The sequence below is a fragment of the Bradyrhizobium sp. 153 genome, assembly GCF_023073835.1.
In the GTDB taxonomy this organism is placed as follows: domain Bacteria; phylum Pseudomonadota; class Alphaproteobacteria; order Rhizobiales; family Xanthobacteraceae; genus Bradyrhizobium.
In genome coordinates this window covers 13,953-29,439 of the sequence record NZ_JADPKH010000119.1, presented here as the reverse complement: position 1 = coordinate 29,439, position 15,487 = coordinate 13,953, and the positions used below count along the sequence as shown (strand labels likewise).

The window sequence follows — 15,487 nt, the reverse complement described above, 5'->3', positions numbered from 1 at the left end:
TCCGCGCTTGCTCAAGGAGATGACGCCATGACCGAGGACAATAAGCCGAGCGGACCCGATCTGGCCAGGGGCGTATCACTGACCGCGTTCGAGGACGGCAAATTGCTCGGCCACGTCGGCGAGGAAGACGTCCTGCTGGTGCAGGCCGGCAGCGAGATTTTTGCGATCGAGCCGGCCTGCAGCCACTACCACGGCCCGCTCGCCGATGGTCTGGTGGTCGGCGACACCATCCGCTGTCCCTGGCATCACGCCTGCTTCTCCCTGCGCACAGGCGAAGCCACCCGCCCGCCGGCGCTGAACGCGCTGGCGGTGTGGGAGGTCACGCGCGATCGGGACAACATCGTCGTCCAGCGCAAGCGCGACGCACCGAAGCCGTCGGCAGCGCATCGCAGCGCGTCGACGCCGGAGAAATTCGTGATCATCGGCGGCGGCGCGGCTGGCTTCGCCGCGGCCGACACGCTCCGGCGCGAGGGCTTTGCCGGTGCCATCACCATGCTCAGCAATGACGGCGCGATGCCGGTCGACCGGCCCAACCTCTCAAAGGATTACCTCGCCGGCAACGCGCCAGAGGATTGGCTGCCGCTGCGGGCCGAGGATTATTATCACGACGCGGGCATCGATCTCAGGCTCAACACGAACGTCTCCGCCATTGATCCGCAGGCGCGCAACGTCACGCTGGGCAATGGCGACAGACTGCCGTTCGACAAGCTGCTGCTGGCGACCGGGGCCGAGCCGGTCAAGTTGCAGATCCCGGGCGCGGACCAGCCGCGCGTCCACACCTTGCGCTCGGTTGCCGATAGCCGCGCCATCATCACGGCCGCAGGGACCGCCAAGCGCGCCCTGGTGATCGGCGCCAGTTTTATCGGCCTCGAAGTCGCAGCTTCCTTGCGGGCGCGGAAGATCGAGGTGCATGTGGTCGCGCCCGAGCAACGGCCGATGCAGCGCGTGCTCGGCTCGGAGATGGGCGACTTCGTTCGCGCACTGCACGAAGAAAACGGTGTGATCTTCCACCTCGAGGACACCGTGGAGAAGCTCGAGGGCGCACGCGCCACGCTGAAGAGCGGCGGCGTCATCGAGGCCGATCTCGTCGTGGTCGGCATCGGCGTCAAGCCGCGTCTCGCGCTCGCCGAGCAGGCGGGTCTTGCCGCCGATCGCGGCGTGAGCGTGAACGAATATCTGGAGACCAGCGCATCCGGCATCTTCGCCGTCGGCGACATCGCGCGCTGGCCCGATCCGCACTCAGGCCAGAACATCCGCGTCGAGCATTGGGTCGTTGCCGAGCGCCAGGGCCAGACCGCAGCGCGCAACATGCTCGGCAAGCGCGAGCGCTTCGACGCGGTGCCGTTCTTCTGGTCCCAGCATTACGATGTGCCGATCAACTATGTCGGCCACGCCGAGAGCTTTGACGATATAGTGATCGACGGCAGCATCCCGGGCAAGGACTGCCTGCTGAAGTACCGCAAGGGCGCCCGCGTGCTCGCGGTTGCTTCGATTTACCGTGATCTCGACAATCTCAAGGCCGAGCTCGGGATGGAGCGGTCGCGCACCTGAAGCCAAGCATCGGGTTTGACCCTCAACTCCTCACGTTACAGGCGCTGGAGGCGCTCCATCAGCAACTCGACGCAAGACCGTCTGGCGCAACTCCGCTGATCTGATGTGCTGACAAAAAACAGCACGCAGCGCGTTCGCTTCGCGCGGAGATGATCACCGGGGAGAAACCATGAAATCCGCCTTGGTCCTGGCCGCAGCGCTGGCTTCCGCCTGTCTGTTCACGCCCGTCGCCGCGCAAAAATCCTACGGTCCGGGCGTCACCGACACCGAGATCAAGATCGGCAATACCATGCCCTATAGCGGCCCGGCCTCGCCGCTCAGCATCACCGGCAGGGTGATCGCGGCCTATTTCGATGAGGTCAACGAGAAGGGCGGGGTCAATGGCCGCAAGCTCAATCTGATTTCCCTGGACGACGCCTTCTCCCCGCCCAAGACCATGGAAGCGGCGCGGCGGCTGGTCGAAGGCGATGGCGTCGCCTTCATCTTCGCCACCATGGGCACCGCGCCGAGCTCGGCGATCGCAAAGTACCTGAACAGCAACAAGGTGCCGCAGCTGTTCCTGATCAGTTCGGCCTCGAAATGGAACGATCCCGCCAACATGCCCTGGTCAATGGCGCTGCCATGGGCGCCGAACTACACCAGCGAAGCGGCGATCGACGTCGCCTATGCCCGTGCCAAGAATCCGAATGCGCGCTTTGCGGTGCTCTATCAGAACGACGACGCTGGGAAGGAATATCTGCGCGGCGTCAAGGAAGCGCTCGGTGCCGACGCCGACAAGGCGATCGCGATGGCCTCGAGCTTCGAGGTTGCCGACCCCACAGTCGATTCCCAGGTGCTGACGCTCGCCAATACCAAGGCCGACGTCTTCATGATCTATTCGGTGACGCCGCGCGCCTGCGCGCAGGCGATCCGCAAGGCGCATGAGGTCGGCTGGCAGCCGACGCGCTTCCTCGCCTCCGGCTGCGCCAACAAGGCGACCGTGATGGTGCCGGCCGGCCTCGATGCCGGCAAGGGCGTGCTGTCGCTCGGCGCGCTCAAGCCGTTCGTCGCCGAGCCCAAGAACGATCCGGCGATGACGGCCTATATCGATTTCATGAAGAAGCGCCTGCCCAATGCAGACATCAACAACGTCGCCGGCCTCTACGGCTACACCGTGGCCGAGGCGCTGGTGGTCCTGCTCAAGCAGTGCAAGGACAATCTGACGCGCGAGAACATCATGGCGCAGGCGTCGAACCTGAAGAACGTGCCGCTGTCGCTGCTGATGCCCGGCATCACCCTCAACACCACCCCGCAGGATTTCCGCCCGATCAAAGACGGCTACATGCTCCAGTTCGACGGCAACGACTGGGTCGTGGCGAGCGAGCTGCTGCGCGGTACCTGACGCGCCGGCCGAGCGAACGGGAGGATACGATGGATTTTCAACACTCCGCCCGTTCGCTCGAGCTCCAGGACCGCGTCCGCCAATTCATGCGGACGCATGTCGAGCCCGTCGAGGAGCTCTATTACGAGCAGGTCAAGCCGGAGGCCGCGCGCTACAAGACGCCGCAGGTGCTTCAGGACCTGAAGAAGCTGGCGCGGGAGCACGGGCTCTGGAACCTGTTTCTCTCCGGCGAGCACGGACCGGGCCTCAGCAACCTCGACTACGCGCCCGTGAAGGAGATCATGGGCCGCATCCTCTGGGCGCCCGAGGTCTTCAACTGCTCGGCCCCTGATGTCGGCAACATGGAGGTGCTGGCGAACTACGGCACGCCCGCGCAGCAGGAGCGCTGGCTGAAGCCGCTGCTGGAAGGGCGCATCCGCTCCGGCTTCTCGATGACGGAGCCGCAGGTCGCCTCCAGCGATGCCACCAATATCCAGTGCGAGATCCGCCGCGACGGCGACGATTACGTCATCAATGGCCGCAAATGGTTCACGTCAGGCGCCATGAACGAGGATTGCGAGATCCTGATCGTGATGGGCAAGACCGCGCCCGATCATCCCGACCGCCACCGCCAGCAATCCATGATCCTGGTGCCCAAGGCGACGCCTGGCGTGCGCATCGTCCGCGATATGCTGACCTACGGCTATGACGACGCGCCGGTCGGCCATCCCGAGATCGTCTACGACAACGTCCGTGTGCCCGCTGAGAACATCCTGCTCGGCGAGGGCCGCGGTTTCGAGATCGCGCAGGGGCGGCTCGGGCCCGGCCGCATCCACCATTGCATGCGGCTGATCGGCTGTGCTCAGCGCGCGCTGGAACTGATGTGCCGGCGAGCGACTTCCCGTCTTGCCTTCGGCAAGCCGCTGGCGGAGCAGGGCTCGGTGCGCGAGGACATCGCGCACTCCTTCTGCGAGATTGCGCAGGCGCGGCTGCTCACGCTGCAAGCCGCCGATAAGATGGACCGCGACGGCAACAAGGCCGCGCGCGACCTGATCGCCGCCGCCAAGATCGTGGTGCCCAGCATGGCCGCCCGCGTCATCGATCGCGCCATCCAGATCCACGGGGCTGCCGGCGTCTCGCAGGACACGTTCCTTGCGCGTGCTTACGTCTACGCCCGCTTCATCCGCATCGGCGACGGGCCGGACCAGGTGCATCTTGCGGCGGTGGGGAAGGAGCTGATCAGGCGTGGCGGGGTGACGGCGGGCTAGGGCTATTGCGCTCCTGCTCTCGGTCAGTCGGATAGCCAGGCTGCCCATGTCGAATGCAGGCGCACCGGGCCCACGTCTCCAGGGCTTGATAGCTCTCGCCCGAAAAAGACCGTGATGGCCACCGGAAGCGAGATCTCTGCGGCAGGGCGAAGTGCCTTCACTGTTACCCTCTTTTAGGGCGTGTGGGCTAAACACGCGGGTGCCCGATCGATGCGGATGTCCGCCTAGGCTGCCACGGGCTGCTCTGCAGGAGAAGGTACGCCGTGGGTCTGTTAGATGACCAATTCAGCGCAAGACGACGTTGGATTGTCGTGGCTGCGATCCTCCTGGCGGCCCTGGTCATTCAAATCCCCCTCGTCCTCCACGCGGATCTGGGCTGGCTTCTGACTGCAAACGAAAAGATCCTGGATGGCCGGAAGCTCGGCATCGACCTCTTTGAGTCCAACCCGCCTCTGTCGGTCTACATGTACATGCCGACGGTGATGCTCGCGCGCGTGACCGGTGTTGCACCCGAATTCGTCGTGATCGTCTTGGTGATTGCCGAGATCGCCGGCGCGCTTCTGTTGATGGACCGAGCGGCCGCAGCCGCAAGGCTGGGAGCCCGGGAGAGAAGTATTTCAACCTGGTCGTTTGCGCTTCTGCTCGCAATTCTTCCGGGTGCCATCTTTGGACAACGTGAACACATCGCGGTGATCGCGTTGATCCCGTTTGTCGCCGTCGCCGCACTGCGCTGGCGCGGGCTCGATTCTGGATGGGTGGCGATCGTCGCCGGAGCGGGGGCGGGGCTCGCCATGAGTATCAAGCCATTCTTTGCTCTGGTGGCAGGCCTCCCGATCATCCTGGGCGCGCTCCGCCAGCGTTCTTTCAGGTCCTTGTTCACCTCGGAAGCGTGCACGGCTGCTGCTGTCGTCATCGGCTACGCGGCGGTGGTGATAGCCGTCTTCCCCGCCTATCTCTCCACCTATGCCCCGATGGTCGCCGAGGCGTATCTGCCGATCAGAAGGGAATTTGGTCGCCTGCTCCCCATTCCAATCGCGGTGATAGGCGCTTCCATCGGCTTCCTGCGCCTGCTTGGCCGCCAAACTCTCAAAATGCAGAGCGAGGCGATCCCTTGGCTGGCCGCCGCGGTCGGCGGAGCCGCGGGTTTCCTTCTTCAGGGCAAGGGCTGGCCATATACGGCTTTCGCGCTTTGTCTGTTTGCGATTGCGGCGCCGCTGCTACAGGCCTGCGCGAGGGCAGTGCGAGCGCCGATTGTGATCGGTGGCCTCGCAACCGTTGTGGCCATCGGGCTGTATTTGTCCTCACCGGCCCCAGGGTTTCCGCCGCTGAAGGAGCGTGTCCAGGCCCTCGTGAAGCAGCCGCGGCTGATTACGATCACCGACCACATCGGACTGGGGCACCCCCTCGTCCGTCAGATCGGCGGCACTTGGGTGGGCAGCTCGTGTGCGCAGCTTTTGGCGGCCGGCGCAATACTGCGCGAGAACAGCTCGCAACCGACTCCGGAGGAGCGGGCACGATTGGACAGCATCATCAATTTCGAACGACGGCATTTGCTGGCGGACCTGCGAAACGGTCGGCCAAATGTCATTCTCGTGGATACTTATCTGCTGAGCACGTTCGAGTTCGATTGGTTGGCCTGGGCCAATTCAGACGCTGAACTCAAGCTGGAGCTAAGTCGCTATCGCGAAATCGAGGACGTCGGCCGCGTTCGCATCTTCGTCGATCGATCAAGCCTGGAATGATAAGCCGCTCTCTCGTTCGATGTGCACCGACCGAACGGCAGATAAAGGCTTGCGGCGCAGCCGGGGCTGCAGGGAGAACGCTGGAGGGCGCGCCATTGCGATGGTGACATCATGCCCCTGTTTTGCCCGACGTGTCAAACGGCTTCGTGAAATCCGCAGTCGTTGGCGCCGACCGTCAAGTCATTGATATAGCTGCCCCCGCCTACTGTGCATGGGGTTGTTTTTCGACTTTTTTCGAGGATGGGCCTTGCCGTTCGCTCACCCCGCCTTGGCGGTGCGGCCGTCCGCCGCGCCCGAACGCAGGTTCTGGAAGAATTTCTCCACCTCGCGCGACAGCGTGTCCGCCGTCTCCGTCAGGCTGCTCGCCGCCGTCAGCACGGATGCCGCCGCCGTGTCGGTCTCGCCGATCGCGTCGCGCAGCGAGGTGATGTTGGCGACCAGGGTCTCGTTGCCCTGCGCGGCCGATTGCGCGTTGGAGGAAATCTCGCGCGTGGCGGCGTCCTGCTGGTCGATGGCGCCGGCGATCGCCGAGGTGACCTCGTTGATCTCGCGCACCGCGCCGCCGATCTCGCGGACGGCCTCGACCGCATTGCGCGTGGAGGCCTGGATCATCGAGACGTTCTCGCCGATCTCGGCGGTGGCCTTGGCGGTCTGGCCCGCGAGCGCCTTCACCTCATGGGCGACGACGGCAAAGCCGCGGCCGGCATCGCCGGCGCGGGCCGCCTCGATGGTGGCGTTGAGCGCGAGCAGGTTGGTCTGCTCGGCGATCGCCTGGATCAGGTTGAGAACGCCGTCGATACGTTGGGTGGCCGCGGCAAGGCTCTCGATCTCGGAGATCGACTTCTCGGTGCGCTGGCCGGTCTGCTCGACCGCGCCGGCGGATTGCCGCACCTGGCGACCGATCTCTTCCACCGAGGCCGACAGTTCCTCGGCGGCGCTCGCCACCGCCGTGACGTTCTGCGAGGCCTGCTCGGTGGCGTTCGCCGCCGTGCCGGCGCGACTATTCGCATCCGCAGTGACGCGCGTGATGGTCTGCGCCGTCTCGCGCATGGTGGAGGCGTTGTCGCTGAGGCCGCGCATGATGGCGCCAATCGCCTCGCGAAACGCCTCGACGGATTTTTCGATATGGCGGGCGCGCTCCTCGCGCGCGGCGGAGTCGTGCGAGACCTGCGAGGCGAGATTGCGGTTGCGGTCCATTGCCTCCTGGAAGACCTCGATCGCGCGTGCCAGCGCGCCGATCTCGTCGGCTCGGTTGCTATAGGGCACCACGACGTTCTCGGTCCCGTCGGCGACCTGCTTGATGGTCGCCGTGATGGCCGAGAGAGGCCGTGCGATCGAGCGGGCGATGATGACGATACCGATCACGACCAGGGCCAGCGCGATGCCGCCGAGGCAGGTCAGGACGAAAGACAGCGTGCGATTGGTCTCGGTCTGCTGGACGATTTGCCTGCCGCGTTCGGCATACACCTTGGAGAGCGCTTCGAGGTCCTTGTTCAGCGCCGAGCGCACGCTGCGATTGGCGTCGTTGTCGCCCCATTCGCGGCCCGCGGCCGCATTGATCTCAATGCCGCGGCGCACCAGCTCCTTGCGGAACTCGACGAACTGTTCGATGCGCTTCTTGAAGGTGGAAAACTGCTCGGCGTCGTCGGCCTTGACGATAGTCTCCCAGCGCTTCACGACGTCGAGGATCTGCGCGTTGAACTTGAGCAGGCCCTCGCCGTATTTCTTCACCACGGCGGGCTCGGTCGACATGTAGACGCCGCGCGATTCCATCACGACCGCATAGACCAGCGAGTTGACCCGCTCGACGTTCAGCGCGGCCGCGTTCGCCGTCTCGATCGCGCTGGTCAGGTCGGCGCTGCGGCGGCTGTTGTAGTCGGACAGCATCGCGATCGCTGCCGTGAGCAGCGCAAACAGCGCGAAAATCGCGTAGAGCTTGGTGGCAAGCGTGAAACGGCCGGCGAGGCCAGCGGCATTCCCAGATCGGTCTGATGGCATGGTGTTCAAGAGGCCCGTGATGGCCTGGAGCGGCCGGTGGCGCGGTCGTTTGAATTTGATGCAAAACTATGCAGAACGAAGATGGATGCGGCGTTAACGCCGCAGGCCCGGAAGAGCGCGCCGGCCGGGCGGAAACACGAAATGTTTCAGCTGGTTGGGAAAGCTCAGTCGATCTCGGGCAGGTCGCCCCCGGGAATCCGGCGGGACGCTCCAAACATCGGCGTGCACGCCGGCCGCCGAAAGCGTATTCCTACCGTCGGGATCGCCTTCGAGATTGAATTTGGACTCGGCCACTGGCCGACGACCCTGGAGAGGCCCTTGGTCTACCGCCACACCATCGACGCGACGACCTACACGTTCCCGGACCTGCGCGACCTTCTCGCCAAGGCGACGCCGCCGCGCTCCGGCGACCGGCTGGCCGGGATCGCCGCCGCCAGCGCCGAGCAGACGATCGCGGCGCGGATGGCGCTCGCCGATCTCCCCCTCGGACAGTTCCTCCAGGAAGCCGTCATCCCCTATGAGGCCGACGAGGTCACCCGACTCGTCGTCGACAGCCACGACGCAAAGGCCTTTGCGCCGGTGGCCTCGCTGACGGTCGGCGCTTTCCGCGACTGGCTGCTATCGGACGCCGCCACGCCCGAGGCATTGAAAATGCTCGCGCCCGGCCTCACGCCGGAAATGGCGGCCGCGGTCTCGAAACTGATGCGCAACCAGGATCTGATCCTGGCGGCGCGGAAGTGTGAGGTCACCACCGCCTTCCGCAACACCATCGGCCTGAAGGGGCGGATGAGCACGCGGCTGCAGCCGAACCATCCGTTCGACGATGCCAGGGGCATCACCGCCTCGATCCTCGACGGCATCCTGCTCGGGGCCGGCGATGCCTGCATCGGCATCAACCCGGCGAGTGACGATCCGGCCGTCGTCGCCCAATTGCTGCGGCTGCTCGACGAGATCATCGCGCGGCTGAAGATCCCGACCCAGGGCTGCGTGCTCACCCATGTCACGACGACGCTGTCGCTGATCGGGCAGGGCGTGCCGGTCGATCTCGTCTTCCAGTCGGTCGCCGGCACCGAAGCCGCCAACCGCAGCTTTGGCGTCGACCTCGCGCTTCTGAGGGAAGCCCACGAGGCCGGGTTGTCTCAGCGGCGCGGCACCGTCGGGCAGAACGTGATGTATTTCGAGACTGGCCAGGGCTCGGCGTTGTCGGCGGGCGCCCATCACGGCGTCGACCAGCAGACCTGCGAGGCGCGCGCCTATGCGGTCGCCCGCGCCTTTGCGCCGCTTCTGGTCAACAGCGTGGTCGGCTTCATCGGACCGGAATATCTCTATGACGGCAAGGAAATCATCCGGGCCGGGCTAGAGGATCATTTCTGCGGCAAGCTGCTCGGCCTGCCGCTTGGGGTCGACATCTGCTACACCAACCACGCCGAGGCGGACCAGGACGACATGGACAATCTGCTGACGCTGCTCGCCGCCGCCGGCGTCACCTTCATCATGGGCGTGCCCGGTGCCGACGACGTCATGCTGAACTACCAGTCGACCTCTTTTCACGACGCGCTTTATGTCCGTGACGTCTTTTCCCTGCGCCGCGCGCCGGAATTCGATGACTGGCTGGTGTTATCAGGCATTGCCGGCGCCGACTTCCGCCTTGCCGGAGATGCAGGCCTGCTGCCCGATTTTGCCTCGCGGCTGATCGCGTAAGATCACGGAAAACGCCCGGGAAACTATTGGTGCCCCTCGCGAATTGAATGCCGGCCACAATATTGAGAAATTCCGGCGACAGCATTACGCTAGGTGACTGGCTGGCAATTTCCGCACCATTCGGTCGAGCGTGGCGGGGGAGCTTTGATGCGAGCTGAAAGTAACGGAACGTCCCGGCGGATTCTCTGTGTGTTTCCGCGCTACACCTCGTCGTTCGGCACGTTCGAGCATTCCTATCCTCTGACCGACGGCGTCCGCGCCTTCATGCCGCCGCAGGGGCTGCTGCTGATTTCCGCCTATCTTCCGAAAGAGTGGCAGGTCAAATTCGTCGACGAGAACCTTCGCCGCACGTCGAAGGAGGAGTTCGAATGGGCCGAGGCGGTCTTCGTCAGCGGCATGCACATCCAGCGCCAGCAGATGAACGACATCTGCCGCCGCGCCCATGAATTCGATCTGCCGGTCGCGCTCGGCGGTCCCTCGGTCAGCGCCTGCCCGGATTACTATCCGTCGTTCGACTATCTGCATGTGGGCGAACTCGGCGACGCGACCAACCGGCTGATCGACATCCTGTCGCGCGACACCTCGCGGCCCGCGCAGCAGGTCGTGCTCACGACCAAGGACCGCGTGCCGATGACGGAGTTTCCGATCCCGGCCTACGAACTGGCCGACGTCAAGAAATACTTCCTCGGCAGCATTCAGTATTCCAGCGGCTGTCCCTATCAGTGCGAGTTCTGCGATATCCCCGGCCTCTACGGGCGCAATCCCCGGATCAAGACGCCGGAGCAGATCATCGCCGAGCTCGACCGTCTGCGCGAATGCGGCATGACCGACACCGTCTATTTCGTCGACGACAATTTCATCGGCAATCGCAAGGCGGCGATGGACCTGCTGCCGCATCTGATCCAATGGCAGAAGCGGACCGGCTACGTGGTGCGGCTCGCCTGCGAGGCGACGCTCAACATCGCCAAGCGACCCGAGATCCTCGAGAAGATGCGCGAGGCCTATTTCATCACCATCTTCTGCGGCATCGAGACGCCCGACCCCGATGCACTGAAGGCGATGCACAAGGATCACAACATGATGGTCCCGATCCTGGAGGGCGTGCGCACCATCAATTCCTACGGCATGGAGGTCGTGTCCGGCATCATCATGGGACTCGACACCGACAAGCCGAACACGTCGGAGGCGCTGCTCGCTTTCGTCGAGGAGTCCCGGATTCCGCTGCTCACCATCAACCTGCTCCAGGCGCTGCCGAAGACACCGCTGTGGGACCGGCTGGAGCGTGAGGGACGCCTGGTCGACGACGACCGTCGCGATTCCAATGTCGATTTCCTGTTGCCCTATGACGAGGTCGTCGCATCCTGGAAACACACCATGGCGGTCGCTTACGCGCCCGAGAAGGTCTACGCCCGTTACCAGTATCAATGCGACCACGTCTACGTGCACCGCCTCAAGATGCCGGTGCCGGACGAGATGAAGACCTGGCCCAATATCAGACGCGCCCTCGTCATGCTGCGCAACATCTTCTGGAAGGTCGGCGTGCTCGGCGACTACAGGCGCGTGTTCTGGAAATTCGCGCTCGGACGCATCAAGCGCGGCGACATCGAAGGCCTGATCGGCTGCACCCTGACCGCGCACCACCTCATCACCTTTGCGCGCGCGGCCTCCAGCGGCAAGCAGAACGCCTCGAACTATTCCATTCGCCTGCGCGAGGCCGCCATTCCCGCCGAATGATGCGACATGTCTGATCCGCCTCCGCCGCGCCGTCCCACGCTCGATCTGCGGACGTTCACGCCCGCACGCGTTGCGCTGGGCCGCAGCGGCGCGAGCGTGCCGACGCGCGCGCTGCTCGATTTCACGCTCGACCATGCCCGCGCCCGCGATGCTGTGCATGCCGTCTTCGAGGTGCCGCGTCTGGTCACCGATCTCCGCGCGCTAGGCCTGGTCGTGACCGAGGTGAGGAGCCGGGCGGTCGACCGCAGGGACTATCTGCGGCGGCCGGACCTTGGACGGCAGCTTGATGCCGGCTCAGCCGAGCTTCTGGCGCAAAGGGCCTCGGCGCCGTGCCAGCTCGCGGTCGTGATCGGCGAGGGCCTGTCGGCGGCAGCGGTCCACGGCCATGCGGTGGCGCTGCTGAGGCGCCTGCTGCCGCTGCTCGCGGCCGGCGATGGTGTCGCGATCGGCCATGTCATTGTCGCCTCGGGCGCGCGCGTCGCGCTCGGCGACGAGATCGGCGCGATTCTCGGCGCGCACATGGTCGCGATGCTGATCGGAGAGCGGCCGGGCCTGTCGGCGCCCGACAGCCTCGGCGCCTATCTGACCTTCGCGCCCAAACCCGGCCGCACCGACGCTGAGCGCAATTGCGTGTCGAACATCCACCGCGCTGGGTTGAGCTATGACGACGCTGCTTTCAAGGTCGCCTGGCTGGTCCGTGAGGGGCTCGCCCGGAAGACCACCGGCGTGGCGCTGAAGGACGAGAGCGCGGACCGCGCGCCGCGTCGAATTGGCACGGCTTTGCTGGAATGACTAGCATTCCGGCAAAATCGCCGCATCTTGATCGATTCGGCCACATTTCGCCGGCTTGCGAGAAGGGTGATTGACCTGCTAAACCCCTCGCGGCGATTTTCCGCGCATTTTCAAAGGGCAAGCCTCCCATTGGTATGGCGTTTTCAAGCCGTTCGCGGGGCGTAATAAGCTCTCAAGACCGAACCGATTTAGGAACTGGATAAGGCATGCTCGAAAAGCACAGCGAGAATGAGGTTCATGTCGACAAGGTCGAGCAGGGACCTACGTCCTCGATCGCCTTCGGGCTGGAACGGCTCGGGCTGATCGCCGTCCGGACCCCGATCGTTTCCTGTATCGTCCTGCTCGCGCTGATCGTCGGCGCCGTGTTCGGCATTCACCGGATCAAGATCGACGATTCGCTGTCGCAGCTCTTCCGCTCCGACACCCGCGAATTCCACCAATACGAAGAGGTGACCAAGAAGTTCCCGGCCGAGGAGTTCGACGTTCTCGTCGTGGTTGAGGGCAAGGATCTGCTGGCGAGGAACAACCTGGAGAAGCTGCGGGACTTCATCACGGACCTGCAATTGGTCGAAGGCACGCGCGGGCTGGTCTCGCTGTTCTCTGCGCGCCAGGCGCCGGCGCCGGGCAAGCTGCCGGCGGCGCTGTTCCCGCCCGAGCTGCCCGAGGGCGCGGCCTATGACAAGTTCATCGAGACCGTCAAGAACAACGAGATCATCCGCGGCAAGCTGTTGTCGGAGGACGGCACGCTGGCCCTGATCGTGTTGTCGCTCGATCCGGAGGTGGTCGGCTCCAATAAGCTGACCAAGACCGTCGGCGACATCCGCGCGCTGATGAAGGAGGACCTTAGCGACACCGGGCTCAACGTGCAGCTCTCCGGCGTGCCGGTGATGCAGCTCGAGATCCGCAACGCGGTCGAACGCGACGGGCTCACCTACAACATCCTCGGCATCCTCGCCGGCTGTATCATCGCCATCATCTTCTTCCGCAAGATCTCGTTCATGGTCGCGGCGGCATTCCCGCCGATGATCGCGATCCTGCTGGCGCTCGGTGCGCTCGGCTGGGCTAATTTCAACCTTAACATGTTCCTGAACGTGATGACGCCGCTCATCATGGTCATCAGCTTCTCGGACTCGATGCAGCTCACCTTCGCCGCGCGCGACCGGCTGATCGCAGGCCAGGACAAGTTCACCGCGTTCAAGAACGCCGTGCTGGTGGTGGGACCGGCCTGCGTGCTGACGCACGGCACCGCCGGCATTTCCTTCATCGCGCTCCAATTCTCCGACTCCGACCTGATCCGCAAGTTTGGCGAAGCGGGCCTTGCTGCCACCATCATCGCGCTGGTCGCGGTGCTGTCGCTGGTGCCGGTGTTCGGCGTGCTGTTCGTGCGCAACGAGAAGGTTTTTGCGGTCAAGTTCCAGGGTGCCGATGCCGGCGTCCAGGCGCTGCGCAATTTCTGCTATTGGATCGCGGTGCGCATGGTCGGCCGTCCCGGCCTGTTCAGCCTGATCGCGGTGCTGTTCGTCGGCGGCCTCGGCGTCATCTATGCCAATCTGGAGCCGCGCTACCGGCTCGCCGATCAGGTGCCGGACAAGCGCCAGGCGGTCGCCGCCAGCGACCGGCTCGACGCCAAGCTGACCGGTGCCAATCCGGTCAACGTTCTGATCGCGTTCCCCAAGGGCGAATCGCTCTATTCGCCGGAGACGCTCCAGACCATCGGCGACGTGCATGCGATCGTGGAGAAGGCGGCCGGTGTCGGCAACGTCTGGTCGCTCGAGACCCTGCGCCGCTGGCTGGCGGAAAAGGCCGGCAGCGCCGACGTCGCGACGCTGCAGGAATATGTCAACGTCATCCCCGAGCACCTGGTGCGGCGCTTCATCGACGCCGAGCAGGACGCGGTCGTGGTCGCCGGCCGTGTGCCGGACAAGGATTCCAGCCAGCTGCTGCCGATCGTCGACAAGCTCGATTCCGAACTCGACGCCGTCCGCAAGAAGCATCCCGGCTACGAGATTGCGGTGACGGGCCTCGCTGCGATTGCGGCGCGCAACTCGGCCAGCATGATCGAGAAGCTGAACCGCGGCCTCACCGTCGAATTCGCGCTGGTCGCGATCTTCATCGGCCTCGCCTTCCGCTCCTGGGTCGTGATGTTGGCCTGCATCCTGCCTGGCATCTTCCCGGTGGTGATGTCGGGTACGGTGCTGTGGGCGATGGGCGAGGGCCTGCAATTCGCCAGCGTCGTCGCGCTCACCGTCTCGTTCGGCCTCGGCCTCAGCGCCACCATCCACTTCCTCAACCGCCTGAGGCTCGAGAGCAAGCCGGGCGTCGGCTCGGCGCTCGCGGTGGAGCGCGCCACCGTCTTGGTCGGCCCGGCGCTGATCCTGACCACGGTGGTGCTGGCCTGCGGCCTCGTCGTGACCGTGTTCTCCGACCTGCCGTCGCTGCGGCTGTTCGGCTGGCTCAGCGCCTTCTCGATGGTGATGGCGCTCGTCGCCGACCTCTTCATCCTGCGGCCGACGGCGATGTGGCTGATCAATCTGCACGCGAAGCTGCAGGGCGACAAGCCGGCGATTTGAGCGGGAGGGCCCGGGCCGTCTCGTATTCGACGTCAAGCAGCCATACGCATGTCCATGTCAACAAAAAGCCCCCGGCTCGCGAGAGCCGGGGGCTTTGTTGCTCGTGAGCGGAAAGGACGTCAGCCCTTCGTCATCGTGATGTTGACGCCGCGGATTTCGCCCTTGGAAGAGATCTGCACCGTCTGCTTGGTGCCGTTGGTGCGCAGTGACAGATTGGCGGCAAAACCGTTGGCCTCGACGAACACGTCGATCTGGCCGCCGCCGGCGGTGCCCTGGAGGTTGCCGAAGATGTTGCGGCTGGCTTCGCTCCAATTGCCGGAGATGCGGTCGCCCTGGCTCGTCACGTCGCTCGTGAGGTCGAACTTGTAGCTGTCGGACGCGCAGTGCAGCGCCTGCTTGAGGTTGAGGCCGCTGCCGGCGACCTTGTAATCGGCCTTGCAGCGGATGCGTTCGGTGGAGCCGTCGGACAGCGACACCGTGCCGGTGCCGGTCCACGCGCCGTCAAAACCGGCAAATGGGCCGGACGATTGAGCATGGCTTGCCGACACTGAGAAGAGCAGCGCAGCCCCGATGCCGACCGCCTTGATTGCCTGTCCAGATCGCCCAAAGAATGTCATCTCAAATATCCCGTTTTGGAACGACGTCCATTCAAGACAAGGACGTCTCGCCACATCGAAAGTTTAGTGTTCCGAGCCTGTGCTAGGTTCAACGCGTGACCACCGAAGATGGTGCTTCGTGCCACGCGCAATAACGCGATTCCCCGTGTTTCGG

General features: G+C 64.7%; 10 protein-coding genes. 8 read left to right on the top strand and 2 right to left on the bottom strand.

What is annotated here, in order from left to right:
- Positions 1 to 27 precede the first annotated feature (27 nt).
- The 4 genes from IVA91_RS27510 to IVA91_RS27495 all read left to right on the top strand — a co-directional run bounded on the left by IVA91_RS27510 (position 28) and on the right by IVA91_RS27495 (position 5,921).
- On the top strand, positions 28 to 1,551 hold the full coding sequence (locus IVA91_RS27510; RefSeq protein WP_247278914.1) for an FAD-dependent oxidoreductase: 1,524 nt from the start codon (positions 28 to 30) through the stop codon (positions 1,549 to 1,551).
- Positions 1,552 to 1,720: 169 nt separating this feature from the next.
- Positions 1,721 to 2,932, top strand: coding sequence for an ABC transporter substrate-binding protein (locus IVA91_RS27505; protein WP_247278913.1), 1,212 nt, complete (start codon positions 1,721 to 1,723; stop codon positions 2,930 to 2,932).
- Between the two features lie 29 nt (positions 2,933 to 2,961).
- Positions 2,962 to 4,179: an acyl-CoA dehydrogenase family protein gene (locus tag IVA91_RS27500; protein WP_247278912.1), complete on the top strand. Its 1,218-nt coding sequence runs from the start codon at positions 2,962 to 2,964 to the stop codon at positions 4,177 to 4,179.
- 311 nt (positions 4,180 to 4,490) lie between these two features.
- Positions 4,491 to 5,921, top strand: coding sequence for a hypothetical protein (locus tag IVA91_RS27495; RefSeq protein WP_247278911.1), 1,431 nt, complete (start codon positions 4,491 to 4,493; stop codon positions 5,919 to 5,921).
- A 258-nt stretch (positions 5,922 to 6,179) separates the two neighbouring features.
- Here the strand turns inward: IVA91_RS27495 and IVA91_RS27490 are convergent, their stop codons facing one another.
- A complete protein-coding gene (locus IVA91_RS27490) occupies positions 6,180 to 7,919 on the bottom strand; it encodes a methyl-accepting chemotaxis protein (RefSeq protein ID WP_247278910.1) in 1,740 nt (579 codons plus the stop codon).
- A gap of 318 nt (positions 7,920 to 8,237) precedes the next feature.
- Between IVA91_RS27490 and IVA91_RS27485 the strand changes: the two genes are divergently transcribed.
- The 4 genes from IVA91_RS27485 (at position 8,238) to IVA91_RS27470 (ending at position 14,716) form a co-directional block, all read left to right on the top strand.
- Positions 8,238 to 9,620 carry an ethanolamine ammonia-lyase subunit EutB gene (locus tag IVA91_RS27485; RefSeq protein ID WP_247278909.1) on the top strand — a complete coding sequence of 461 codons (1,383 nt, stop codon included), beginning with the start codon at positions 8,238 to 8,240 and terminating at the stop codon, positions 9,618 to 9,620.
- 147 nt (positions 9,621 to 9,767) lie between these two features.
- Positions 9,768 to 11,354: a B12-binding domain-containing radical SAM protein gene (locus IVA91_RS27480; RefSeq protein ID WP_247278908.1), complete on the top strand. Its 1,587-nt coding sequence runs from the start codon at positions 9,768 to 9,770 to the stop codon at positions 11,352 to 11,354.
- A gap of 6 nt (positions 11,355 to 11,360) precedes the next feature.
- Entirely contained in the window at positions 11,361 to 12,146 is a 786-nt protein-coding gene (gene eutC / locus IVA91_RS27475; RefSeq protein ID WP_247278907.1) for an ethanolamine ammonia-lyase subunit EutC, read from the top strand.
- Between the two features lie 206 nt (positions 12,147 to 12,352).
- On the top strand, positions 12,353 to 14,716 hold the full coding sequence (locus tag IVA91_RS27470) for an MMPL family transporter (protein ID WP_247278906.1): 2,364 nt from the start codon (positions 12,353 to 12,355) through the stop codon (positions 14,714 to 14,716).
- Positions 14,717 to 14,835: 119 nt separating this feature from the next.
- Here the strand turns inward: IVA91_RS27470 and IVA91_RS27465 are convergent, their stop codons facing one another.
- Complete coding sequence (locus tag IVA91_RS27465) at positions 14,836 to 15,333, bottom strand: hypothetical protein (RefSeq protein WP_247278905.1); 498 nt, start codon at positions 15,331 to 15,333, stop codon at positions 14,836 to 14,838.
- Positions 15,334 to 15,487: the final 154 nt, after the last annotated feature.

What these genes read in the sequence shown, in the direction of transcription:
- IVA91_RS27465 (WP_247278905.1), bottom strand. Translation starts at nt 15,333, where the DNA reads ATGACATTCTTTGGGCGATCTGGACAGGCAATCAAGGCGGTCGGCATC.
- eutC (WP_247278907.1), top strand. Translation starts at nt 11,361, where the DNA reads ATGTCTGATCCGCCTCCGCCGCGCCGTCCCACGCTCGATCTGCGGACG.
- IVA91_RS27500 (WP_247278912.1), top strand. Translation starts at nt 2,962, where the DNA reads ATGGATTTTCAACACTCCGCCCGTTCGCTCGAGCTCCAGGACCGCGTC.
- IVA91_RS27505 (WP_247278913.1), top strand. Translation starts at nt 1,721, where the DNA reads ATGAAATCCGCCTTGGTCCTGGCCGCAGCGCTGGCTTCCGCCTGTCTG.
- IVA91_RS27480 (WP_247278908.1), top strand. Translation starts at nt 9,768, where the DNA reads ATGCGAGCTGAAAGTAACGGAACGTCCCGGCGGATTCTCTGTGTGTTT.
- IVA91_RS27510 (WP_247278914.1), top strand. Translation starts at nt 28, where the DNA reads ATGACCGAGGACAATAAGCCGAGCGGACCCGATCTGGCCAGGGGCGTA.
- IVA91_RS27490 (WP_247278910.1), bottom strand. Translation starts at nt 7,919, where the DNA reads ATGCCATCAGACCGATCTGGGAATGCCGCTGGCCTCGCCGGCCGTTTC.
- IVA91_RS27470 (WP_247278906.1), top strand. Translation starts at nt 12,353, where the DNA reads ATGCTCGAAAAGCACAGCGAGAATGAGGTTCATGTCGACAAGGTCGAG.